Source organism: Sphingobacterium daejeonense (genome assembly GCF_901472535.1).
In the GTDB taxonomy this organism is placed as follows: Bacteria; Bacteroidota; Bacteroidia; order Sphingobacteriales; family Sphingobacteriaceae; genus Sphingobacterium; species Sphingobacterium daejeonense.
Genome location: NZ_LR590470.1, coordinates 1,378,676 through 1,394,396 on the forward strand (window position 1 = coordinate 1,378,676; position 15,721 = coordinate 1,394,396).

Here is a 15,721-nt window from a genome sequence, read left to right on the forward strand (position 1 = left end):
AGCTATGTGGAAGCAAATCACAAACTTACATGGAGATGAGATCTATTTGATCATCTCAATGCTAATCTTCTTAACCTTCTTTATTATGGTAGGGATCATGATCTTTACTATGAAAAAAAGCTTTGTGGATTACATGAAAGATTTACCTTTTGAGGAATCTGAAAAACAGAATGATAATTTACCTGAATCTGAACGTATATGAATTTAGTATTAATAATGAGCAATGTTGTACCAGGGACGCTATTAGCTATTGGTACAGGCAACTTATATAATGATATCTTCTATCTGGCGGTATTCTTTGTCCTATTGGGGGTTTTAGTTGCAGCAATCACTATTAACAAGGCCTTGAGGTCAATGTTAAAAGTGACCATGCCTGAAGTTGTAAAGGAAGAAGAACGATTAGCAGCCGAGAAGAAGGTAGCAAGGAAGAACTATTGGAAGAAATCATGGAATTATTTCATGGGCTTGAAGCCAATAGAACAAGAAAAGGACTTGATTATCGATGAGCATGAATATGATGGAATTTCGGAGTTGAACAACCCGATTCCAGTTTGGTTCAACGCTTTATTCTATTCCACTGTCGTGTTTTCAGTTGTTTATTTATTGATCTATCAGGTTACCGGTTGGGGCCTTAATCAAGATCAAGAATATGAACGTGAGATGGCAAAGGCTGAAATCGAAAAACAAGAGTTTTTAGCTCAGTCAGCAAACTTATTCGATGAAAATTCGATTGAAGTCGATGAGACTGGTACTTTGGCAGCAAACGGTAAAGCATTATTTGCTACGAACTGTGCAGCATGTCACGGTGCCAATGGTGAAGGAACTATTGGTCCAAACTTGACTGACCGTTTTTGGTTGCATGGAGGTGAGATCAAAGATATCTTCAAAACTGTGAAATATGGTGTTCCTGAAAAGGGGATGGTTCCATGGGAACAAACCCTGACACCGGCGCAAATTGCTGAGGTAAGTAATTTTATCTTAACAATGAGGGATACCAAACCGGCAAATCCAAAAGGAGCAGAGGGAGTAGAAATAGTGGCATATGAAAGTGAAGGTGGTGCTGGCGAAGCTGTAGTAGAAGAAGCTGCAGCAGATAGTACCGCAAATCAATAATTAATTAATCATGGGAATAGTAGTAAATGAATCCGTACAACCAAATCAACCTGATAAATCGAAAAGAAAATGGATCTACGCCAAGAAACCAAGTGGCAAGCTCTATAACTATCGACAGGTGGTCGGGTATGGTTTACTACTATTCTTCTTTTTAGGTCCTATCCTAAAAATCAATGGAAATCCTTTCTTGATGTTCAATGTCATTGAAAGGAAGTTTTCCATCTTTGGAAATATCTTTTATCCTCAAGATTTCCATATTTTTCTATTCGGAATGCTGATCGTCATGGTCTGCATCGTGTTATTCACCGCAGTCTATGGTCGTGTTTGGTGTGGCTGGACTTGCCCGCAGACTATTTTTATGGAACTCATATTCCGAAGGATAGAATATTTGATTGAAGGGGATTGGATGCAACAGAAAAAATTAAATGAAGGTCCTGATACGGATGCTAAAGCCTGGAAAAAAGTTTTAAAGCATACCATATTTTTACTCATCTCATTTATTATTTCAAATCTCTTTCTGGCCTACATCATAGGAGCTGATGCGCTTTATAAAATTGCAACAGATCCGATTGACCAACATATTGTAGGTTTTATTTCAATCTTGGTTTTTACTTTAGTTTTTTATTTTGTTTTTGCCTATGTGCGTGATATCGTATGCACCAAAATCTGTCCTTATGGACGCCTACAGGGAGTTTTATTGGATGAGAATTCGGTTACAGTGGCTTATAATGTTGCAAGGGGCGAACCTAGAGGAAAACAAAAAAGAGGAGTGCAAGATGATAAAAAAGGAGACTGTATAGATTGTCACCTCTGTGTTCATGTTTGTCCCACTGGTATTGATATCCGTGACGGTATACAATTGGAATGTGTTTCTTGTACCGCTTGTATTGATGCATGTGATGCTGTTATGGAGAAAATAAACAAACCAAAACGATTGATTGGATTTTATTCTCCAGCTGAGGCAGAAGGGAAAGAAACAGAAAAACTTGGTAAAAAAAGAAATACACGTGCTATTATTTATTCCGGAATATTGGTTGTATTGATGGCAATATTTGGTTTTATGATCTTTAGTCGTTCAGATGTAGATGGAAGGTTATTACGTGCCAAAGGTAGTACTTACCAAATGCGGGATGATGGTACTGTTTCTAACTTATATAGTTTAGAACTTATCAATAAAACCAGTAAGGACATTGATTTCGACTTGGTCAGTGAAACTGAGGGAATCAAAATCCAAGTGGTTAACCCAATTTCTCACTTGATTAGGGAAGGGAATGCGAAATTAAGTATATTTTTGATTGCTGATAAAAAATCAATCAAGCAGTATAAAACTGATGTTAAGATTGATATTAAAGCAGGTGATAAGGTAATTGAAACTATGGAGACGACTTTTATAGCGCCTCCAGCAAAATAAAAGTATGAATTGGGGTTATAAAATAGTTTTTGGTTTAGGAGCGTTTATGCTTTTCATTATTGGAGCGGGCATTTATATGGTCACACATGATTCGGATACCTTGGTGGAATCTGATTATTACGAGAAAGGTTTGAATTATGATGAAACTTTCCATAAAAAAGAGAATCTATTGAACGATCATGCAAAACCACGGATTCAGGTGTTAAAGGATACTTTGTTAATTCAGTTTTCTTCATCAGTGAACAAGGGTAATTTGAATTTCAAACGTTTGGACGATAAAAATCAAGATCAACAATTACCATTTTATACGAATAGCAATCAATTTAAATTACCAATAAGCAGCTTTAAGAAAGGTAACTGGAATTTGGAGATTGACTGGGTGAATTCGAGCAAATCATATATTTCGGATCACGCCGTATTTATTCAATAACATGACATATCATTATTTGGCGTTTTTTATGGGGCTTTTAGGCAGTATTCACTGCGCAGTTATGTGCGGACCGCTATTGCTTGCCGTCCAAGCTGGACAACAAATAACCTGGAAAACGACTTTTAATAAAATACTTTACCAATTTGGTAGAATCCTTACCTACGGGCTTTTGGGTCTCCTCCTCGGACTGATTGGAAATGTCGCTTCCATCCAAGGCTGGCAACAAGGATTTAGTTTAGTTACTGGAATTATCTTGTTTGGAATAGGTCTTTTTTATATGTTCGGCAAAAGTTCATCGAAATTAGCAAGTATCCAAACAAAAGCAATTCAACCTTTTGCCCGTTTTATGAGCAAATGGCTTTACCGACCAGGTGGAAGTTTTGTTGCAGGAATATTGAATGGCATATTACCTTGTGGTATGGTATATATGGCATTAGCATCTGCAGTAAATGCAGACTCCCTTTCGAACAGTTTCGTATTTATGCTGCTTTTTGGTTTGGGAACCTTACCCTTATTACTTCTCTTCTCCTTTGCTGGAAATTTTCCTAAAAGGATCTTTAAAAAAGGATTCACTACCGTTCTGCCTATTTTGTTTTTGGTGATGGGCGCATGGTTTATCCTGCGAGGCGCAAATTTAGATATCCCTTATTTAAGCCCTTTATTGCAAGTTGAAGGTGCTATGAATTGTGCTTAATTCAATTTCTTTCCTATCTTGTATTTGTAAGCTTAATAATAAAACAATTCGAGCTTGTTTTGGTTATTAGACATAACTTAATACTATGCAGGAATACATTCAGCCAGTTATTAAATTCTTGGAACTTTGGGGATGGATCCCAATGACAATTATGTACATTGGTGTCACCATCACAATCCTTATTGAAAACAGAAATCCTACCAAAACTATTTCTTGGGTCTTAGTTATTGTCTTTATTCCATTTTTGGGGTTTATATTATATTATTTGTTTGGTCAAAAGTTCTCTAAAGTAAAGAAACTTAAAAGGATCAATCATGAACAGACCTTACGGTTGAAGAAAGAGTTTCAGCGATTGGAACCTTTAATGCAATGGTCTATCCGCAACATTCAGAGTAAAATTGGGGATTTATCGCGTGTGTATTCGTACTTGAAGAATGAGAAATTGTCAACACCTACTTTAAACAATGAAGTAACCCTATTGGTGAATGGTGAGGAGATGTTTCCTTCGTTGTTAGAGGCATTAGAATCTGCGAAGCACTCGATCCATATGGAGTTTTATATATTTGATTTAGACAATATTGGAACTAAAGTATTGGATCTTTTGGAGAAAAAAGCGAACGAGGGTATCATTGTCAGATTGATTGTAGATAGCTTTGGCTCACCGAAATTAGTTCGGTACATGCGCAAGAACAAAGACACAAAAATTGAGTTTCAAGCTTTTTTGCCTGTAACTTTTACTTCATTGGCAAACAGTAATTATCGGAATCATCGTAAAATTGCTGTCATTGACGGTTTTGTTTGTTTTATCGGTGGGATCAACATTTCTGACCGATATGAAAATCCGAATGATTTTGGTTTATATTGGCGTGACACCTCAGTAAAGATTGTTGGGAATGTGGGGGTTATGTTCCAGATTAGTTTTTGGAATCAATGGAATCAAACGGAAGGCAAGTCCTTTAACCTTGAGGATGGGTATTTACGCGAGACTCCTGTTGTAACTGATCAGCTTTCAGCAGTCGCTTTGGCTTCGAGTGATCCGGGCTCATTGGGGCCATTCAATATGGAAGCTTTATTGATCAGTATTGGTGAGGCAAGCCATACCATTAAATTATGCACACCCTATTTTATTCCATCCGAGGAATTGTCGACAGCCTTGAAAACTGCGGCCGCCGCAGGAGTGGAAGTCGAATTAATGATTCCTAAAGAGGGGGATTCTTGGTTTGTACAGCATGCAACTTATTCTTACTTAAAACCTCTTTTGGAAAGAGGAGTAAAAGTGTTCTTATATGAAAAGGGATTTCTGCACGCAAAAACTTCCATTATAGATGGCAAGATTGCCTATGTGGGCACCGTAAATCTTGATTTTCGGAGTTTCTATATCAATTATGAAGTTGCAGCAGTTATATCCAATAAAGATTTCTGCGCTGACATGGAAAAGCAATTTGAAATTGATAAGGGAAATTGTGAAGAGATTAACATCAAGGATTGGAAAAAGAGAAAAGCTTGGAAAAGGGGATTTGATTCGCTATGTCGGTTATTAGCACCATTGCTATAGGTATCTGTTAAATTTAATTAACCTCTACCCTTGTTCGGCAAAAATTCGATATATTTAGCTTTTTCAAAATTGAATATTGATGAATCTAATTAATCGTTTACTCTTAGTTTTAGTTCTACTTACCTCATTATTTTTTTCTGCTAACGCACAAGAGAAGCCTACAATTCCAATTAATACTGCTGTTGATAATGTCCAAAAATACTTTACAGTTTATCCTGTAGAGAAGGTTCACCTGCATTTTGACAAACCGTATTACGCCGTAGGAGATACACTTTGGTTCAAAGCTTACCTCAACACCAATTTGTTTAATTATGATCCCAGTAAGATTGTTTACGTGGATGTAATCAATAGCAAAGACTCCCTGATGCAAACGCTTAGAGTTCCGGTGAAAGAAGGAGCTGGAAAAGGTCAATTGGTTCTTGATCCGCAATTCTGGGCACAAGATAATTATCGCTTCCGTGCATATAGCAAATGGATGATGAACTTTGATATGGATTATTTCTTTAATAAAGTTGTTCCAATAGGTGATGCTATCAATAAGAAGCTTGGTGCAAATATCAACTATCAACAAGAAGGAAGCAGAACAAAAGCTACGATTCAATTCAGAGGGCAGGATGGCCAGGCTTTGGGAAGAAAGAAATTGAACTGGGAAGTGAATGATGGATGGGATGCTTTTGATAAAGGAAAGGCCGAGACTGATGACTTGGGAAGGATAACAATTAACCTCAATCATAAAGAGAAAGAAAAGTTTAAAACTGGTCGTTTGGTAGTTCAATTAGACAATGGAGAGATGTTGGTTGGCCAATATCCATTGACCAATGCTTACCAAGACGTGGATATTCAGTTTTTTCCTGAAGGTGGTGACCTTATTTCTGGAGTGAACAAAAAAGTTGCTTTCAAAGCTGTAGCATCAGGTGGCTCAGGAATGAAAGTGAAAGGAAAAATAATCGACAGCAAAAAGAAAGAAATTATAGCATTTGAAGATCTGGGTATGGGAATGGGCTCATTCACATTACTTCCTACTTCAGGTGAGACTTATAAAGCTGTAGTTACCTTTGAAAACGGAGTTGAGAAAACTGTTGATCTACCTGCTGTGGTAGATAATAAAATAAATGTTGTTTCTGTTTCTCAAGACAATGAATTTATCAATGTTGGTTTGGTTACTAATGACCAATATTTTAATACCATTCAAAATAAACCTTATTACGTTTTTGGGCAACTTAATGGTCATTTGATTTATGCAGCGCAAGCATCTATTAAGAGTAATGCGGTATCTGTAAAGATACCTTTGAAAGAGCTTCCTAATGGTGTAGTTCAAGTGACTTTATTGACCCCTGATGGACAACCTGTTTCAGAAAGATTAGTTTATATTCAACCACAAGAATTGATTGGAATTCAGGTGGCCACCGACAAAACAGATTATGGACGTAAGGATTTGGTTAAGATGAAATTAAATCTGGATACCAAGGTTGATAGTCTGCCAGGGAATTTTTCTGTTGCTGTAATCGATGAGTCTAAAGTTCCTTATAATGATGATGACGATAAAGGTATTGTCAGCAATATGTTAGTGGCTTCAGATCTAAAGGGATACATCGAAAAGCCTAATTACTATTTTAATCCTAAAAATGAAAATAGGATAGAAGCTTTAGATGCTTTGATGATGACACAAGGTTTTAGAAGATTTGATTATAAAGACTTAGTACAGGCAAAACTTCCTCAAGTCAAATTCATGCCTGAGCAAGGAATAACAATTACAGGTATATTGCGTCAGAATACAGGTCGTGTACAGCCAAATGGTGGATTATTGCTGAATATTCCAGGCGCTGCAATTAAGAAGGATGCGTATACAGACAATTCAGGAAGATATACTTTTGAGAATTTAGTCTTCACAGACTCCTTGAAAGCTACTCTTAACGCTAGAGGGAATGACAATTTTAGGAGTTTGGTAATCACTATGGATCCTACTATGTTTCCAGAGATTGACCCTAATAATCCTAATAAAGCTGCTGCAATTCAAAATATTGACGAGAATTTACAAGCCTATCTGGACAATAGCAAAAAAGAATTCCGTACGCATAATTTAATCGAAGAAGTTGTAGTGACTGCTTCCGTTGAGAAAAAACAAACCAGTAAGGATTTTTCTGCCCTAACTGGTCTTTCTATGCCTGAACACAGAATCGAAGGTAGTAGATTTAATGGCTGTAATGTTTTGAGCATGTGTTTAAATACAATGTTAACCGGAATTACATTCGATGTGAATACTCAAAAATATTATATCACGAGGAACTATAATCAAGGTAGTAGGGTTCCCGTTCAATTCTTCCTGAACGGTATGCCTATCGATGAACCTTCTATCAATTCGATTCAAGTCGCTGAAATCGAAGCCATCGAAATCTTTATGCGTGATGACTTGGGTACCGTAAGAAATCTATATCAAAATGACGGGGTGGTTTCAATTATTACCAAAAAAGAGAAAAAACAACCTCGTATGACCATGGCTCAAATTGAAGCAATGTTGCCAAAATCAAATGTTATCGATTTTTATCCGTTGGGCTATGTGAAGGAGCGTAAGTTCTATGAACCAAAATACACAACTCCTGAATCCAAAAACACGAATGATTATAGAACAACAATCTATTGGAACCCTGAAGTCCGCGTGGATTCTAAAGGTGAAGTAAACCTAGAATTCTTTAATGCTGATGGAGTTGGTAAGTATAAGGTTGTCGTGGAAGGAAATGACCTGCAAGGAAATGTGGGTAGACAGATCTATTATTACAATGTGAGGTAGACATAAGACACTAGACATAAGACACTAGACATAAGACAAAGCCAAAAAATTAAAAAAACTGGCATAGGTAAAAGGCTAATGCCTGATGAATTAGTTTGTGTTTATTGGTTAAGATTTTGGAATGGTTCTCAATTAAGATTGGGGACCATTTTTATTTTGAGGGTTTGACAGTCATATTAAGGATAATGGCGATAATGATAAGTCCTATGCCAATTAAGGAGTAGAGGTTGTAGGTTTCATTAAAGAATAAAAAGCCAAATCCCAATGCATAGATCACTCCTAAATAGGTGAGACTGGCTACTTTTGAGAGATTTGCTCTTTGGTAAGAGAGCGTCATATAATATTGCGCCAATTGAGTTAATATACCTACCAATAATAAGTAGATCCAATCCATTCCTTGTGGCATCTGCCAATTGAATATAGAGTATATTCCAACAAATGGTATCGTAATCAATGGGAAGTAGAAGATGATTACCAATGGATGTTCTGTAGTTTTAATCTTGGCAATTATATTGTATGCAATTGCTGAAAATATGGCGGCAAAAAGACCTACTGCCAGATCAAAATTGGATATTCTATAATCGAATCCCTTTAACATCAATACGCCAGCGATAGCGAGTCCAAAGAAAACAAATTGAATTGGTCTTACCTTTTGTTTGACAACAAATATTCCTAGAATTGCTGTAAACAACGGCGCTGTATAGTTAATCGTTACCGCTGAGGCCAAAGGAATATTTTGTAGGGTATAGAATGTTCCGATCAATCCTAGGCAACCAGCAATCCCTCTTGCAATGAGCAGCTTTTTGTTTTTGCCTAAAATGGGAATATGTTTTTTCTTTAGGATGACATACGATGCTACTAGACTGATTACTGATCGGAATAGTACCACTTCTAAAGTAGGAAGATGAGAAACAAATTTGACACATACATTCATGAGGGCGAAAAAAAAGCCCGCCAATAACATGTATTGGATACTTTTATTTTCTTCCACTATTGAACTGGGTCGCTATGTTTTTTGACTACCTCTCTTTTTCCAGTTTCTGGATCGATTTCCAGTTCCGTTTGTTTTACAAGTACTGCGAACGATGCAGGCTGAATGCCTTTACCATATTTTATTGCATATTCCTTTGTGAATTCAGCACCAAAGTATAGGATTGCTGATGAGTAGTAGACCCAAGCTAATAAGATAATAATAGAACCAGCAGCTCCGTATGAACTCGCAGTTATGTTCTGAGATAAATATAGAGAGATCAAATATTTACCAAGCATAAAAAGTAGGGAAGTGAAGAATGCACCTCCCAATATATCTTTAAATCTTACTTTCGCGTCAGGAAGAAAGGCATAAATGGTTCCAAATAAGGTTGATATCACCAAAAATGTAATAGCTGTATTTACCCAATCTATCAGGCTTATATCCCAATTTTCCATAAACTGATTAAAATAGCTAGTCATTACTCCAATTAAACTTGAAATAATTAGAGATGCCATTAATAGGAATACCAAACCTAAAATCATGGAGAATGATACTAATCTATTGATGATTAGTTTTAACCAACCTTTTTTTGGTTTTGGTTTTACTTTCCAGATGGTATTGATAGAATTTTGGATATCTACGAAAATAGTAGTTGAAGTAAACATTAAAGTTGCAGCACCGACAATAATTCCAATATTAGAACGACTGTCCAAGGAAAGATTGTGAACAGTTGATTCCAATAATCCTGCGATCTCTTTTCCGAAAAGTTCGTTTAATTCATCAATTATTTGCTCTCTAGCACCTTCGCTACCATCTAAGGCACTTCCGTAGAAGAAACCTAAAGCCCATGTCAAAATTAATAGGAGTGGACCAATCGAGAATACAGTATAGTAAGCAAGCGACGCACTCAATTTCATGCAATTGTCGTCGATGAATGCATTTCCTGCATTCATCAAAAGTTGCCAGAATTCTTTAATCTTGGTCCAAACAGTTTCTAACATAGGTATTATTCCGAATAGATTGACTTTATATTTTCTTCATTTTTTTGCATGATTACTTTACGTTTAAGGCTTAGTTTAGGAGTGAGCTCACCTGCATCGATAGACCACTCTTTAGGTAATAACTTAAACTTTTTCACCTGCTCCCAATGTCCAAAGTTAGCCATAGATTGCGAGATAACCTGTTCATATTTGGTTAAAATATCTTGATTCTTTATTAAATCTTCTTTTGAACTAAAACTTATTCCTTTATGATTGGCATATTTTTCAAGTTCTTCGAATGCTGGGACGATCAATGCCGCTGGGAATCTTTGGTTCTCACCGATAACCATAACTTGTGCAATTAACGTAGATTCCATTAACTTGTTTTCGATGACTTGTGGAGCTACATATTTACCTCCTGCAGTTTTAAACATTTCCTTCTTACGGTCTGTTATTCTTAAGAATCCATCTGGGGTTAATTCGCCGATATCGCCGGTATGTAAATATCCATCTTCAGTAAATGCTTCTTTGGTAGCTTCTTCATTTTTGTAATAGCCTGAAGTTACACTCGGACCTTTTACTAAAATTTCTCCATCCTTAGCAATCTTGACATCTAGGTTATTCAAAACCCTTCCAACAGTGCCGAATTTTACGTCTTCTTCTTTCCAAGAGTTCACAGCGATCACTGGCGAAGTCTCAGTCAATCCATATCCTTCCAGGACTTTAATACCAGCAGCCCAGAATACACGCGCTAACCTTTCTTGTAATGCTGCACCACCGGAAATAATCAATTTAATATTTCCTCCTAATGCTTCTTTCCATTTCGAGAAAATCAATTTCCTAGCAATTCCTAATTGGAAATTATAAAATGCAGAATTCTTCTTCGGTTCTTGATAGCGCAAACCAAGGTTTAGAGCCCAGAAAAATAGAGATTTTTTAACCCCTGTCAAGTTTTTGCCTTTTTCAACAACTTTATCATATACCTTTTCCAATACCCTAGGCACAGTTGTGAATAAGTCTGGCTTTACTTCGTTAATATCCACCACAATATTATCCAGGTTTTCAGCGTAGTAAATCTGAACCCCTTTTGATAAATATAGATAGACTACCATTCTTTCGAAAATATGGCATAAAGGGAGGAAGCTCAATGCCTTTTTGTATTCTTCTGTAACGAGGTGGTTGCTCGCTTCAACATTGGCAATAATGTTGCCATGTGAAAGATAAACACCTTTTGGCTTTCCTGTGGTACCAGAAGTATATATCAATGTTAATAGATCATCATGACTGATAGCATCTCTATACTGTTGCAAATCTTGATCATTTTGCTTGCCTAATTCGATGACTTCTTGGAAATTTTTTCTGCCTTGAATATCATCGAATGTAAACATTTCTATGTCAATATTATTTTCCTTCAATGCCGCTTCGGCTTTTTTTGGAAAGTTCGTCATTACTTACAAAAAGTAACTTAACTTCGGCATCATTAAGGATATAAATAAGATCTTGATTGGACAATGTCGGATATAATGGCACCGTTGCCACTCCTAACTGGTTACATGCGAAATCGATAAAATTCCATTCAGGACGGTTTCCAGACATTAAAGCTACTCTGTCGCCTTTTTTTAGTCCTTTAGCTAACAATCCCTTACTGAGATTATCAATGATATCAACAAATTCTTTCGTTGAATAGGTCTTCCAGCCTGTGCTAGCACGGCCTGCAACCATAATATCTTTAGCAAACTCTTTCTGGTAATTGGTGATTAAATCGATTAATCTTTTATAATTGCTCATAAATTTTTTCTCCCCTTAAAATTACAAAAATTGGTTCTACAAATGTTGGTATTGACTAAGATAAAATTTTTTAGCTAAAAACTATGCTTGCAGAATAATTTTTGACTCTCCATATACAGAAAATCAGTTTTTCCCGTTAGAGAAATAAATAGTACTTTTGACATATCAGAAATTAGTTTTAAATGAAAAAAATCTTACAAATTACTTTAGTTTTTATCGCCTTAATCGCATCTTCCAACCTCGCTAATGCGCAATTACAATCACAACATGCTGTCGGAGCCAGATTTGGTTCTGCTACTGGGATTACTTATCGTTACACGATGAGCCCAGATAAAGCTATCGAGGGTATTTTGAGCATTCAAGGAAATTCAGAATCTAGTAGATTTAGATTGGTAGGTTTGTATGAAAACCATATGCCTCTATATAATGACTTCACATGGTTCTGGGGTTTTGGTGGTAGTGTTGGATCTTATACACATAAAGCATACACAAATGCACAAGGTGATAGGTTTGATAAATATTCTAAACTGGCATTAAGTATCGATGGTATCGTGGGAGCGGAATATAAAATCCCGCAAGCACCATTGGCGTTGTCACTCGATATTAAACCTTATTTCGATTTTCTTGAAGAAAGTGGTTTTAGAATTTGGGACGGTGTAGGATTTTCTATCCGTTATACGTTTTAAGGAAGCACAGTCTTAAGACACAAGACATTAGACACAAGACATTAGACATTTAAAACGCCCTTTGAGGGCGTTTTTTGCTTATATGAATAGAATTCAAAGTATAATTAGGGGTTTGGGATTGCTTTTTCTACAGCTTCTTGAGTATCCGTTGGATTGTGTTCTCTATATACTTTTTCACCAATAACGCCTTCATCCCCTAGAGCACGGCCTTTAACAAGCCATGAAATGCCAAATAGCCACAGTGCCAATGCTTCAAACACCAATGTTGAGTATGGAAAAAGTTTGAAAGGAACCAATACCACACATAATAAAATTCCATATCCACATAACTTATATATTTTGTTCTCATTGAACATGCTCACTGGAATATCTGTATTCCTTTGTTGACCAATGGTGAATACATTGATGGATAGAAGAGCGAAGATCACAAATAGCACAGCGGCAAAACCATAGTGCAACCAGGTCAAACTAAAATTTATAAGAGTACATTGCAAACAGGTTTCATAAATTGGATCTGTTGGAATAAAAGCCACACCAAATGCCATAAAACCTGCGACGTTAGTCAATATGTTGTCGTTTTTAAATATCGATTTATTACCATTCCCCTTATAGCAAATCAGAAATAAGCCTACAGCACATAAAGTGCCTGTAAAAATCTCACGTAGATTCGTATAATAATAATGACTGATAGAAGGTTGGATTTTTGTTGAGAAGAAATGAAATAGGGATAATAAAACCAATATAATAGGTAAGAAGAATCCCAAATATCCGATGGTCCTACGCAGTCTTCTATAGGCAAAGAGATTGTGGAGTTGAATTTCTTTCATGATTAATATGCTTTTATAGAATCTATATTGAGCTATAAGTTCATAATGGTTAATGTGTATTTAAATTTACGGAAATTTGGGGATAATAACTTGTAAATGAGTGAAGTTTGCTGTTGAATTAGGGAATTCCCATTTTAAATAAAAAAGGGCATATTTTAAAATGCCCTAATTATTGAATAAGTTATATCTCAAATTATGATAATGATAACCAAATATCACCAAGTCTTCTCTGTTGATCGGTACTTTCTGGGTTTCTCTCAATAACATAGGAAACCTTATCACTAGCTTTCAGATGAACTGTTATTTCTCGCATTAAGCCGTCTCTTGCTACTAAAATATTCAACGGGTCTCCAAGACTACTGGTAGCAATCGCTTGATCCAACTCTCTGCCTTGTGGATCCAATCTGTTTCCATTAACGGCAATAATTTCGTCGTCAACATTTAATCCATCCACCCATGCTGCTGAATTGCGATCTACATTCTTTATAACTGTACGTCCATCATGGTGAGAAACCTTGATCCCTAGACTTGGAGTTTCTGTTTCTCGATTGATATCGATGAACTGATAACCAACTAAATTAAAATAGGCATTGTAATCTAGATCTTCGGTCACATAGACTGCATCGAATATTTCTTTTAAGGAGATTCCCGAAACCTCTTCTGCTAAATCTTGGAATTCTTTCTCAGTAATACCTCTATTTTCTATTAAATAATATTTATTGTAAGCTGCTTTAAGAACATCGTCAAGACGCTTAGTTCCATTTGTCTTGGCAATAATAAGAATATCCATCATCGTCGCCAACATTGCACCTTTATTGTAATAAGAGATGCTGACGTTAGGTGAATTTTCATCAGGTCTATATTGCTTGATCCAAGTGTCAAAGCTAGATAATCCTACAGATTGGACATTTCTTCCAGCCCGGTTTAATACTAGATTGAATTCTGACACTAATTCATTCAGATATTCCTGCTCATTTCTAAATCCACATCTTCTTGTTATAATATTATCATAATATGCAGTAAAACCTTCAAAAATCCATAGGAGAGAAGTATAGTTCTCTTCTTCATAGTTGAAAGGGCCAAGGTTTGCTGGTCTTAGTCTTTTGACATTCCATAAATGGAAGTATTCATGTGCAACTAAGCTCAAGAAATTATTATAACCAATATTACTTTGATACGCTGATCTTGATGCTGCTAATACTGTTGAGTTTAAATGCTCTAATCCGCCATGTGAACTTAAATAATTATGGGTTATAAAAACATATTTATCATTAGGATTGGAGCCCCATATTTCTGTTTCTACCTCAACAATTTTTTTGATATCAGCAGAGAGTCTGTCTTTATCGTAGTTTGCCGTGCCCACCATCGCAAATTCATGTGGGATACCCGCAGCATTGAACGTCCAAGTGTCTTGATTTCCAATTTCAAGTGGAGTATCGTATAGGATATCGAAGTTTTCAGCAAAAAATAGATTTACTTTTCCCTCGATTAAATCTAAACCAGTTGATATTTTGGACCAGAATGGCGGTAATGATACTTGAACAGTAGAGGCATGGTCTAGGTAGCCATCAATATAAAAGAATGTACCAGCTGGGCTAATGAATGCGTGTTGGTCATCGACAAAGTTTGTCCTGACAGATTTTTCAAAGCTGTATACTCTGTAATTTATTTTTGTTTCTTGACCTTTAGAGTTTACTCTCCAGGTATTTTTATTGATTTTTTGTATTTCTATGTCATTTCCATTTTCATCCTGTGCTTGAACTTGCTCCAAATTTTTTGAAAATTCACGGATTAAGTAAGATCCAGGAGTCCAAACTGGCATCTTGAGGTCTAAGAAGTCTTGGTCAAAGCCTTGGATAACCATACTGACCTCTACATAATGGGCTTGAGGTTCAATAAATGATAGGTGGAAATGGATGCTGCTATTACTCATATTAAATTAACATAAAAAGGGAAACCATGTTTGGTCTCCCTTATTTTCTTTTATATACTTCGAATGTATAGTCGTACTGATGTTTGTCGTCCTTGTTATGTTTTTCTTGGCTAATAAGCTCCCAATCCGACTCAGGAAGCTCAGGAAAGAACGCATCTGCGCCCTCAATATTGGTATGAACTCTAGTTAACAATATTTCATCAGCCATCGACATTGCCTGTTTAAATATTTCGGCGCCACCAATGATAAAAATTTCCCGCTCGTCCCTACAATAATTGATGACATCTTGCAGGCTGTTTGCCACATCAACATCTTCAATATTTAAAGTTGGTTGTCTGGAAATTATAATGTTTCTTCTGCCTGGAAGGGGTTTTCCAATAGATTCAAATGTCTTTCGGCCCATAATAATGGAATGATCCATTGTTTTGGCTTTAAAATATTTGAAGTCATTTGGTAAATGCCATGGCATCTGGTTTCCTTTACCGATTGCATTATTTTCAGCTGCCGCCACAATGAATGTAACTTTAGGATAACTCATTAAAA

Annotated in this window: 15 protein-coding genes; 8 read left to right on the top strand and 7 right to left on the bottom strand. The window is 36.2% G+C overall.

From position 1 onward, the window contains the following. Positions 1 to 4 precede the first annotated feature (4 nt). The 7 genes from FGL31_RS06605 to FGL31_RS06635 all read left to right on the top strand — a co-directional run bounded on the left by FGL31_RS06605 (position 5) and on the right by FGL31_RS06635 (position 7,991). Positions 5 to 202, top strand: coding sequence for a hypothetical protein (locus FGL31_RS06605; RefSeq protein WP_099372489.1), 198 nt, complete (start codon positions 5 to 7; stop codon positions 200 to 202). Continuing rightward, entirely contained in the window at positions 199 to 1,113 is a 915-nt protein-coding gene (locus FGL31_RS06610; RefSeq protein WP_138090170.1) for a cbb3-type cytochrome c oxidase N-terminal domain-containing protein, read from the top strand. The genes FGL31_RS06605 and FGL31_RS06610 overlap by 4 nt, the downstream gene beginning before the upstream one ends. A gap of 10 nt (positions 1,114 to 1,123) precedes the next feature. Next, a complete protein-coding gene (gene ccoG, locus FGL31_RS06615) occupies positions 1,124 to 2,524 on the top strand; it encodes a cytochrome c oxidase accessory protein CcoG (RefSeq protein ID WP_232046324.1) in 1,401 nt (466 codons plus the stop codon). A gap of 4 nt (positions 2,525 to 2,528) precedes the next feature. After that, positions 2,529 to 2,954 (top strand): FixH family protein, encoded by a 426-nt coding sequence (locus tag FGL31_RS06620; protein WP_099372491.1) that lies wholly within the window; start codon positions 2,529 to 2,531, stop codon positions 2,952 to 2,954. Position 2,955: 1 nt separating this feature from the next. Further along, positions 2,956 to 3,648 carry a sulfite exporter TauE/SafE family protein gene (locus FGL31_RS06625; protein ID WP_138090172.1) on the top strand — a complete coding sequence of 231 codons (693 nt, stop codon included), beginning with the start codon at positions 2,956 to 2,958 and terminating at the stop codon, positions 3,646 to 3,648. Between the two features lie 85 nt (positions 3,649 to 3,733). Further along, entirely contained in the window at positions 3,734 to 5,203 is a 1,470-nt protein-coding gene (gene cls, locus FGL31_RS06630; protein WP_138090174.1) for a cardiolipin synthase, read from the top strand. 79 nt (positions 5,204 to 5,282) lie between these two features. Continuing rightward, positions 5,283 to 7,991, top strand: a complete 2,709-nt coding sequence (locus FGL31_RS06635) for a carboxypeptidase regulatory-like domain-containing protein (protein WP_138090176.1) — start codon at positions 5,283 to 5,285, stop codon at positions 7,989 to 7,991. 151 nt (positions 7,992 to 8,142) lie between these two features. Here FGL31_RS06635 and FGL31_RS06640 read toward each other — a convergent pair whose 3' ends face one another. From FGL31_RS06640 to FGL31_RS27590, 4 genes are read right to left on the bottom strand one after another with little or no spacing between them, the layout of a single operon-like run. Next, positions 8,143 to 8,982 carry a DMT family transporter gene (locus FGL31_RS06640; protein ID WP_197734118.1) on the bottom strand — a complete coding sequence of 280 codons (840 nt, stop codon included), beginning with the start codon at positions 8,980 to 8,982 and terminating at the stop codon, positions 8,143 to 8,145. Further along, complete coding sequence (locus FGL31_RS06645) at positions 8,982 to 9,965, bottom strand: YihY/virulence factor BrkB family protein (RefSeq protein ID WP_138090178.1); 984 nt, start codon at positions 9,963 to 9,965, stop codon at positions 8,982 to 8,984. Before FGL31_RS06645 ends, FGL31_RS06640 begins: the two co-directional genes overlap by 1 nt. Before the next feature lie 5 nt (positions 9,966 to 9,970). Next, positions 9,971 to 11,392 carry an AMP-dependent synthetase/ligase gene (locus FGL31_RS06650; protein ID WP_262709050.1) on the bottom strand — a complete coding sequence of 474 codons (1,422 nt, stop codon included), beginning with the start codon at positions 11,390 to 11,392 and terminating at the stop codon, positions 9,971 to 9,973. Next, a complete protein-coding gene (locus FGL31_RS27590) occupies positions 11,346 to 11,732 on the bottom strand; it encodes an AMP-binding protein (protein WP_262709051.1) in 387 nt (128 codons plus the stop codon). The genes FGL31_RS06650 and FGL31_RS27590 overlap by 47 nt, the downstream gene beginning before the upstream one ends. 182 nt (positions 11,733 to 11,914) lie before the next feature. Between FGL31_RS27590 and FGL31_RS06655 the strand changes: the two genes are divergently transcribed. Next, a complete protein-coding gene (locus FGL31_RS06655; protein WP_099372497.1) occupies positions 11,915 to 12,418 on the top strand; it encodes a hypothetical protein in 504 nt (167 codons plus the stop codon). Positions 12,419 to 12,522: 104 nt separating this feature from the next. Here FGL31_RS06655 and FGL31_RS06660 read toward each other — a convergent pair whose 3' ends face one another. From FGL31_RS06660 to FGL31_RS06670, 3 genes are all read right to left on the bottom strand, one after another. After that, complete coding sequence (locus tag FGL31_RS06660; RefSeq protein WP_138090180.1) at positions 12,523 to 13,245, bottom strand: hypothetical protein; 723 nt, start codon at positions 13,243 to 13,245, stop codon at positions 12,523 to 12,525. 193 nt (positions 13,246 to 13,438) lie between these two features. Further along, positions 13,439 to 15,178, bottom strand: a complete 1,740-nt coding sequence (locus FGL31_RS06665) for a M61 family metallopeptidase (RefSeq protein ID WP_138090182.1) — start codon at positions 15,176 to 15,178, stop codon at positions 13,439 to 13,441. Positions 15,179 to 15,218: 40 nt separating this feature from the next. Next, on the bottom strand, positions 15,219 to 15,716 hold the full coding sequence (locus tag FGL31_RS06670; protein WP_099372500.1) for a dihydrofolate reductase: 498 nt from the start codon (positions 15,714 to 15,716) through the stop codon (positions 15,219 to 15,221). Positions 15,717 to 15,721: the final 5 nt, after the last annotated feature.

Bases quoted from the DNA above. Each gene is read 5' to 3' on its own strand.
- FGL31_RS06605 (WP_099372489.1), top strand. From the start codon at position 5: ATGTGGAAGCAAATCACAAACTTACATGGAGATGAGATCTATTTGATC.
- FGL31_RS06610 (WP_138090170.1), top strand. From the start codon at position 199: ATGAATTTAGTATTAATAATGAGCAATGTTGTACCAGGGACGCTATTA.
- ccoG (WP_232046324.1), top strand. From the start codon at position 1,124: ATGGGAATAGTAGTAAATGAATCCGTACAACCAAATCAACCTGATAAA.
- FGL31_RS06620 (WP_099372491.1), top strand. From the start codon at position 2,529: ATGAATTGGGGTTATAAAATAGTTTTTGGTTTAGGAGCGTTTATGCTT.
- FGL31_RS06625 (WP_138090172.1), top strand. From the start codon at position 2,956: ATGACATATCATTATTTGGCGTTTTTTATGGGGCTTTTAGGCAGTATT.
- cls (WP_138090174.1), top strand. From the start codon at position 3,734: ATGCAGGAATACATTCAGCCAGTTATTAAATTCTTGGAACTTTGGGGA.
- FGL31_RS06635 (WP_138090176.1), top strand. From the start codon at position 5,283: ATGAATCTAATTAATCGTTTACTCTTAGTTTTAGTTCTACTTACCTCA.
- FGL31_RS06645 (WP_138090178.1), bottom strand. From the start codon at position 9,965: ATGTTAGAAACTGTTTGGACCAAGATTAAAGAATTCTGGCAACTTTTG.
- FGL31_RS06650 (WP_262709050.1), bottom strand. From the start codon at position 11,392: ATGACGAACTTTCCAAAAAAAGCCGAAGCGGCATTGAAGGAAAATAAT.
- FGL31_RS27590 (WP_262709051.1), bottom strand. From the start codon at position 11,732: ATGAGCAATTATAAAAGATTAATCGATTTAATCACCAATTACCAGAAA.
- FGL31_RS06655 (WP_099372497.1), top strand. From the start codon at position 11,915: ATGAAAAAAATCTTACAAATTACTTTAGTTTTTATCGCCTTAATCGCA.
- FGL31_RS06660 (WP_138090180.1), bottom strand. From the start codon at position 13,245: ATGAAAGAAATTCAACTCCACAATCTCTTTGCCTATAGAAGACTGCGT.
- FGL31_RS06665 (WP_138090182.1), bottom strand. From the start codon at position 15,178: ATGAGTAATAGCAGCATCCATTTCCACCTATCATTTATTGAACCTCAA.
- FGL31_RS06670 (WP_099372500.1), bottom strand. From the start codon at position 15,716: ATGAGTTATCCTAAAGTTACATTCATTGTGGCGGCAGCTGAAAATAAT.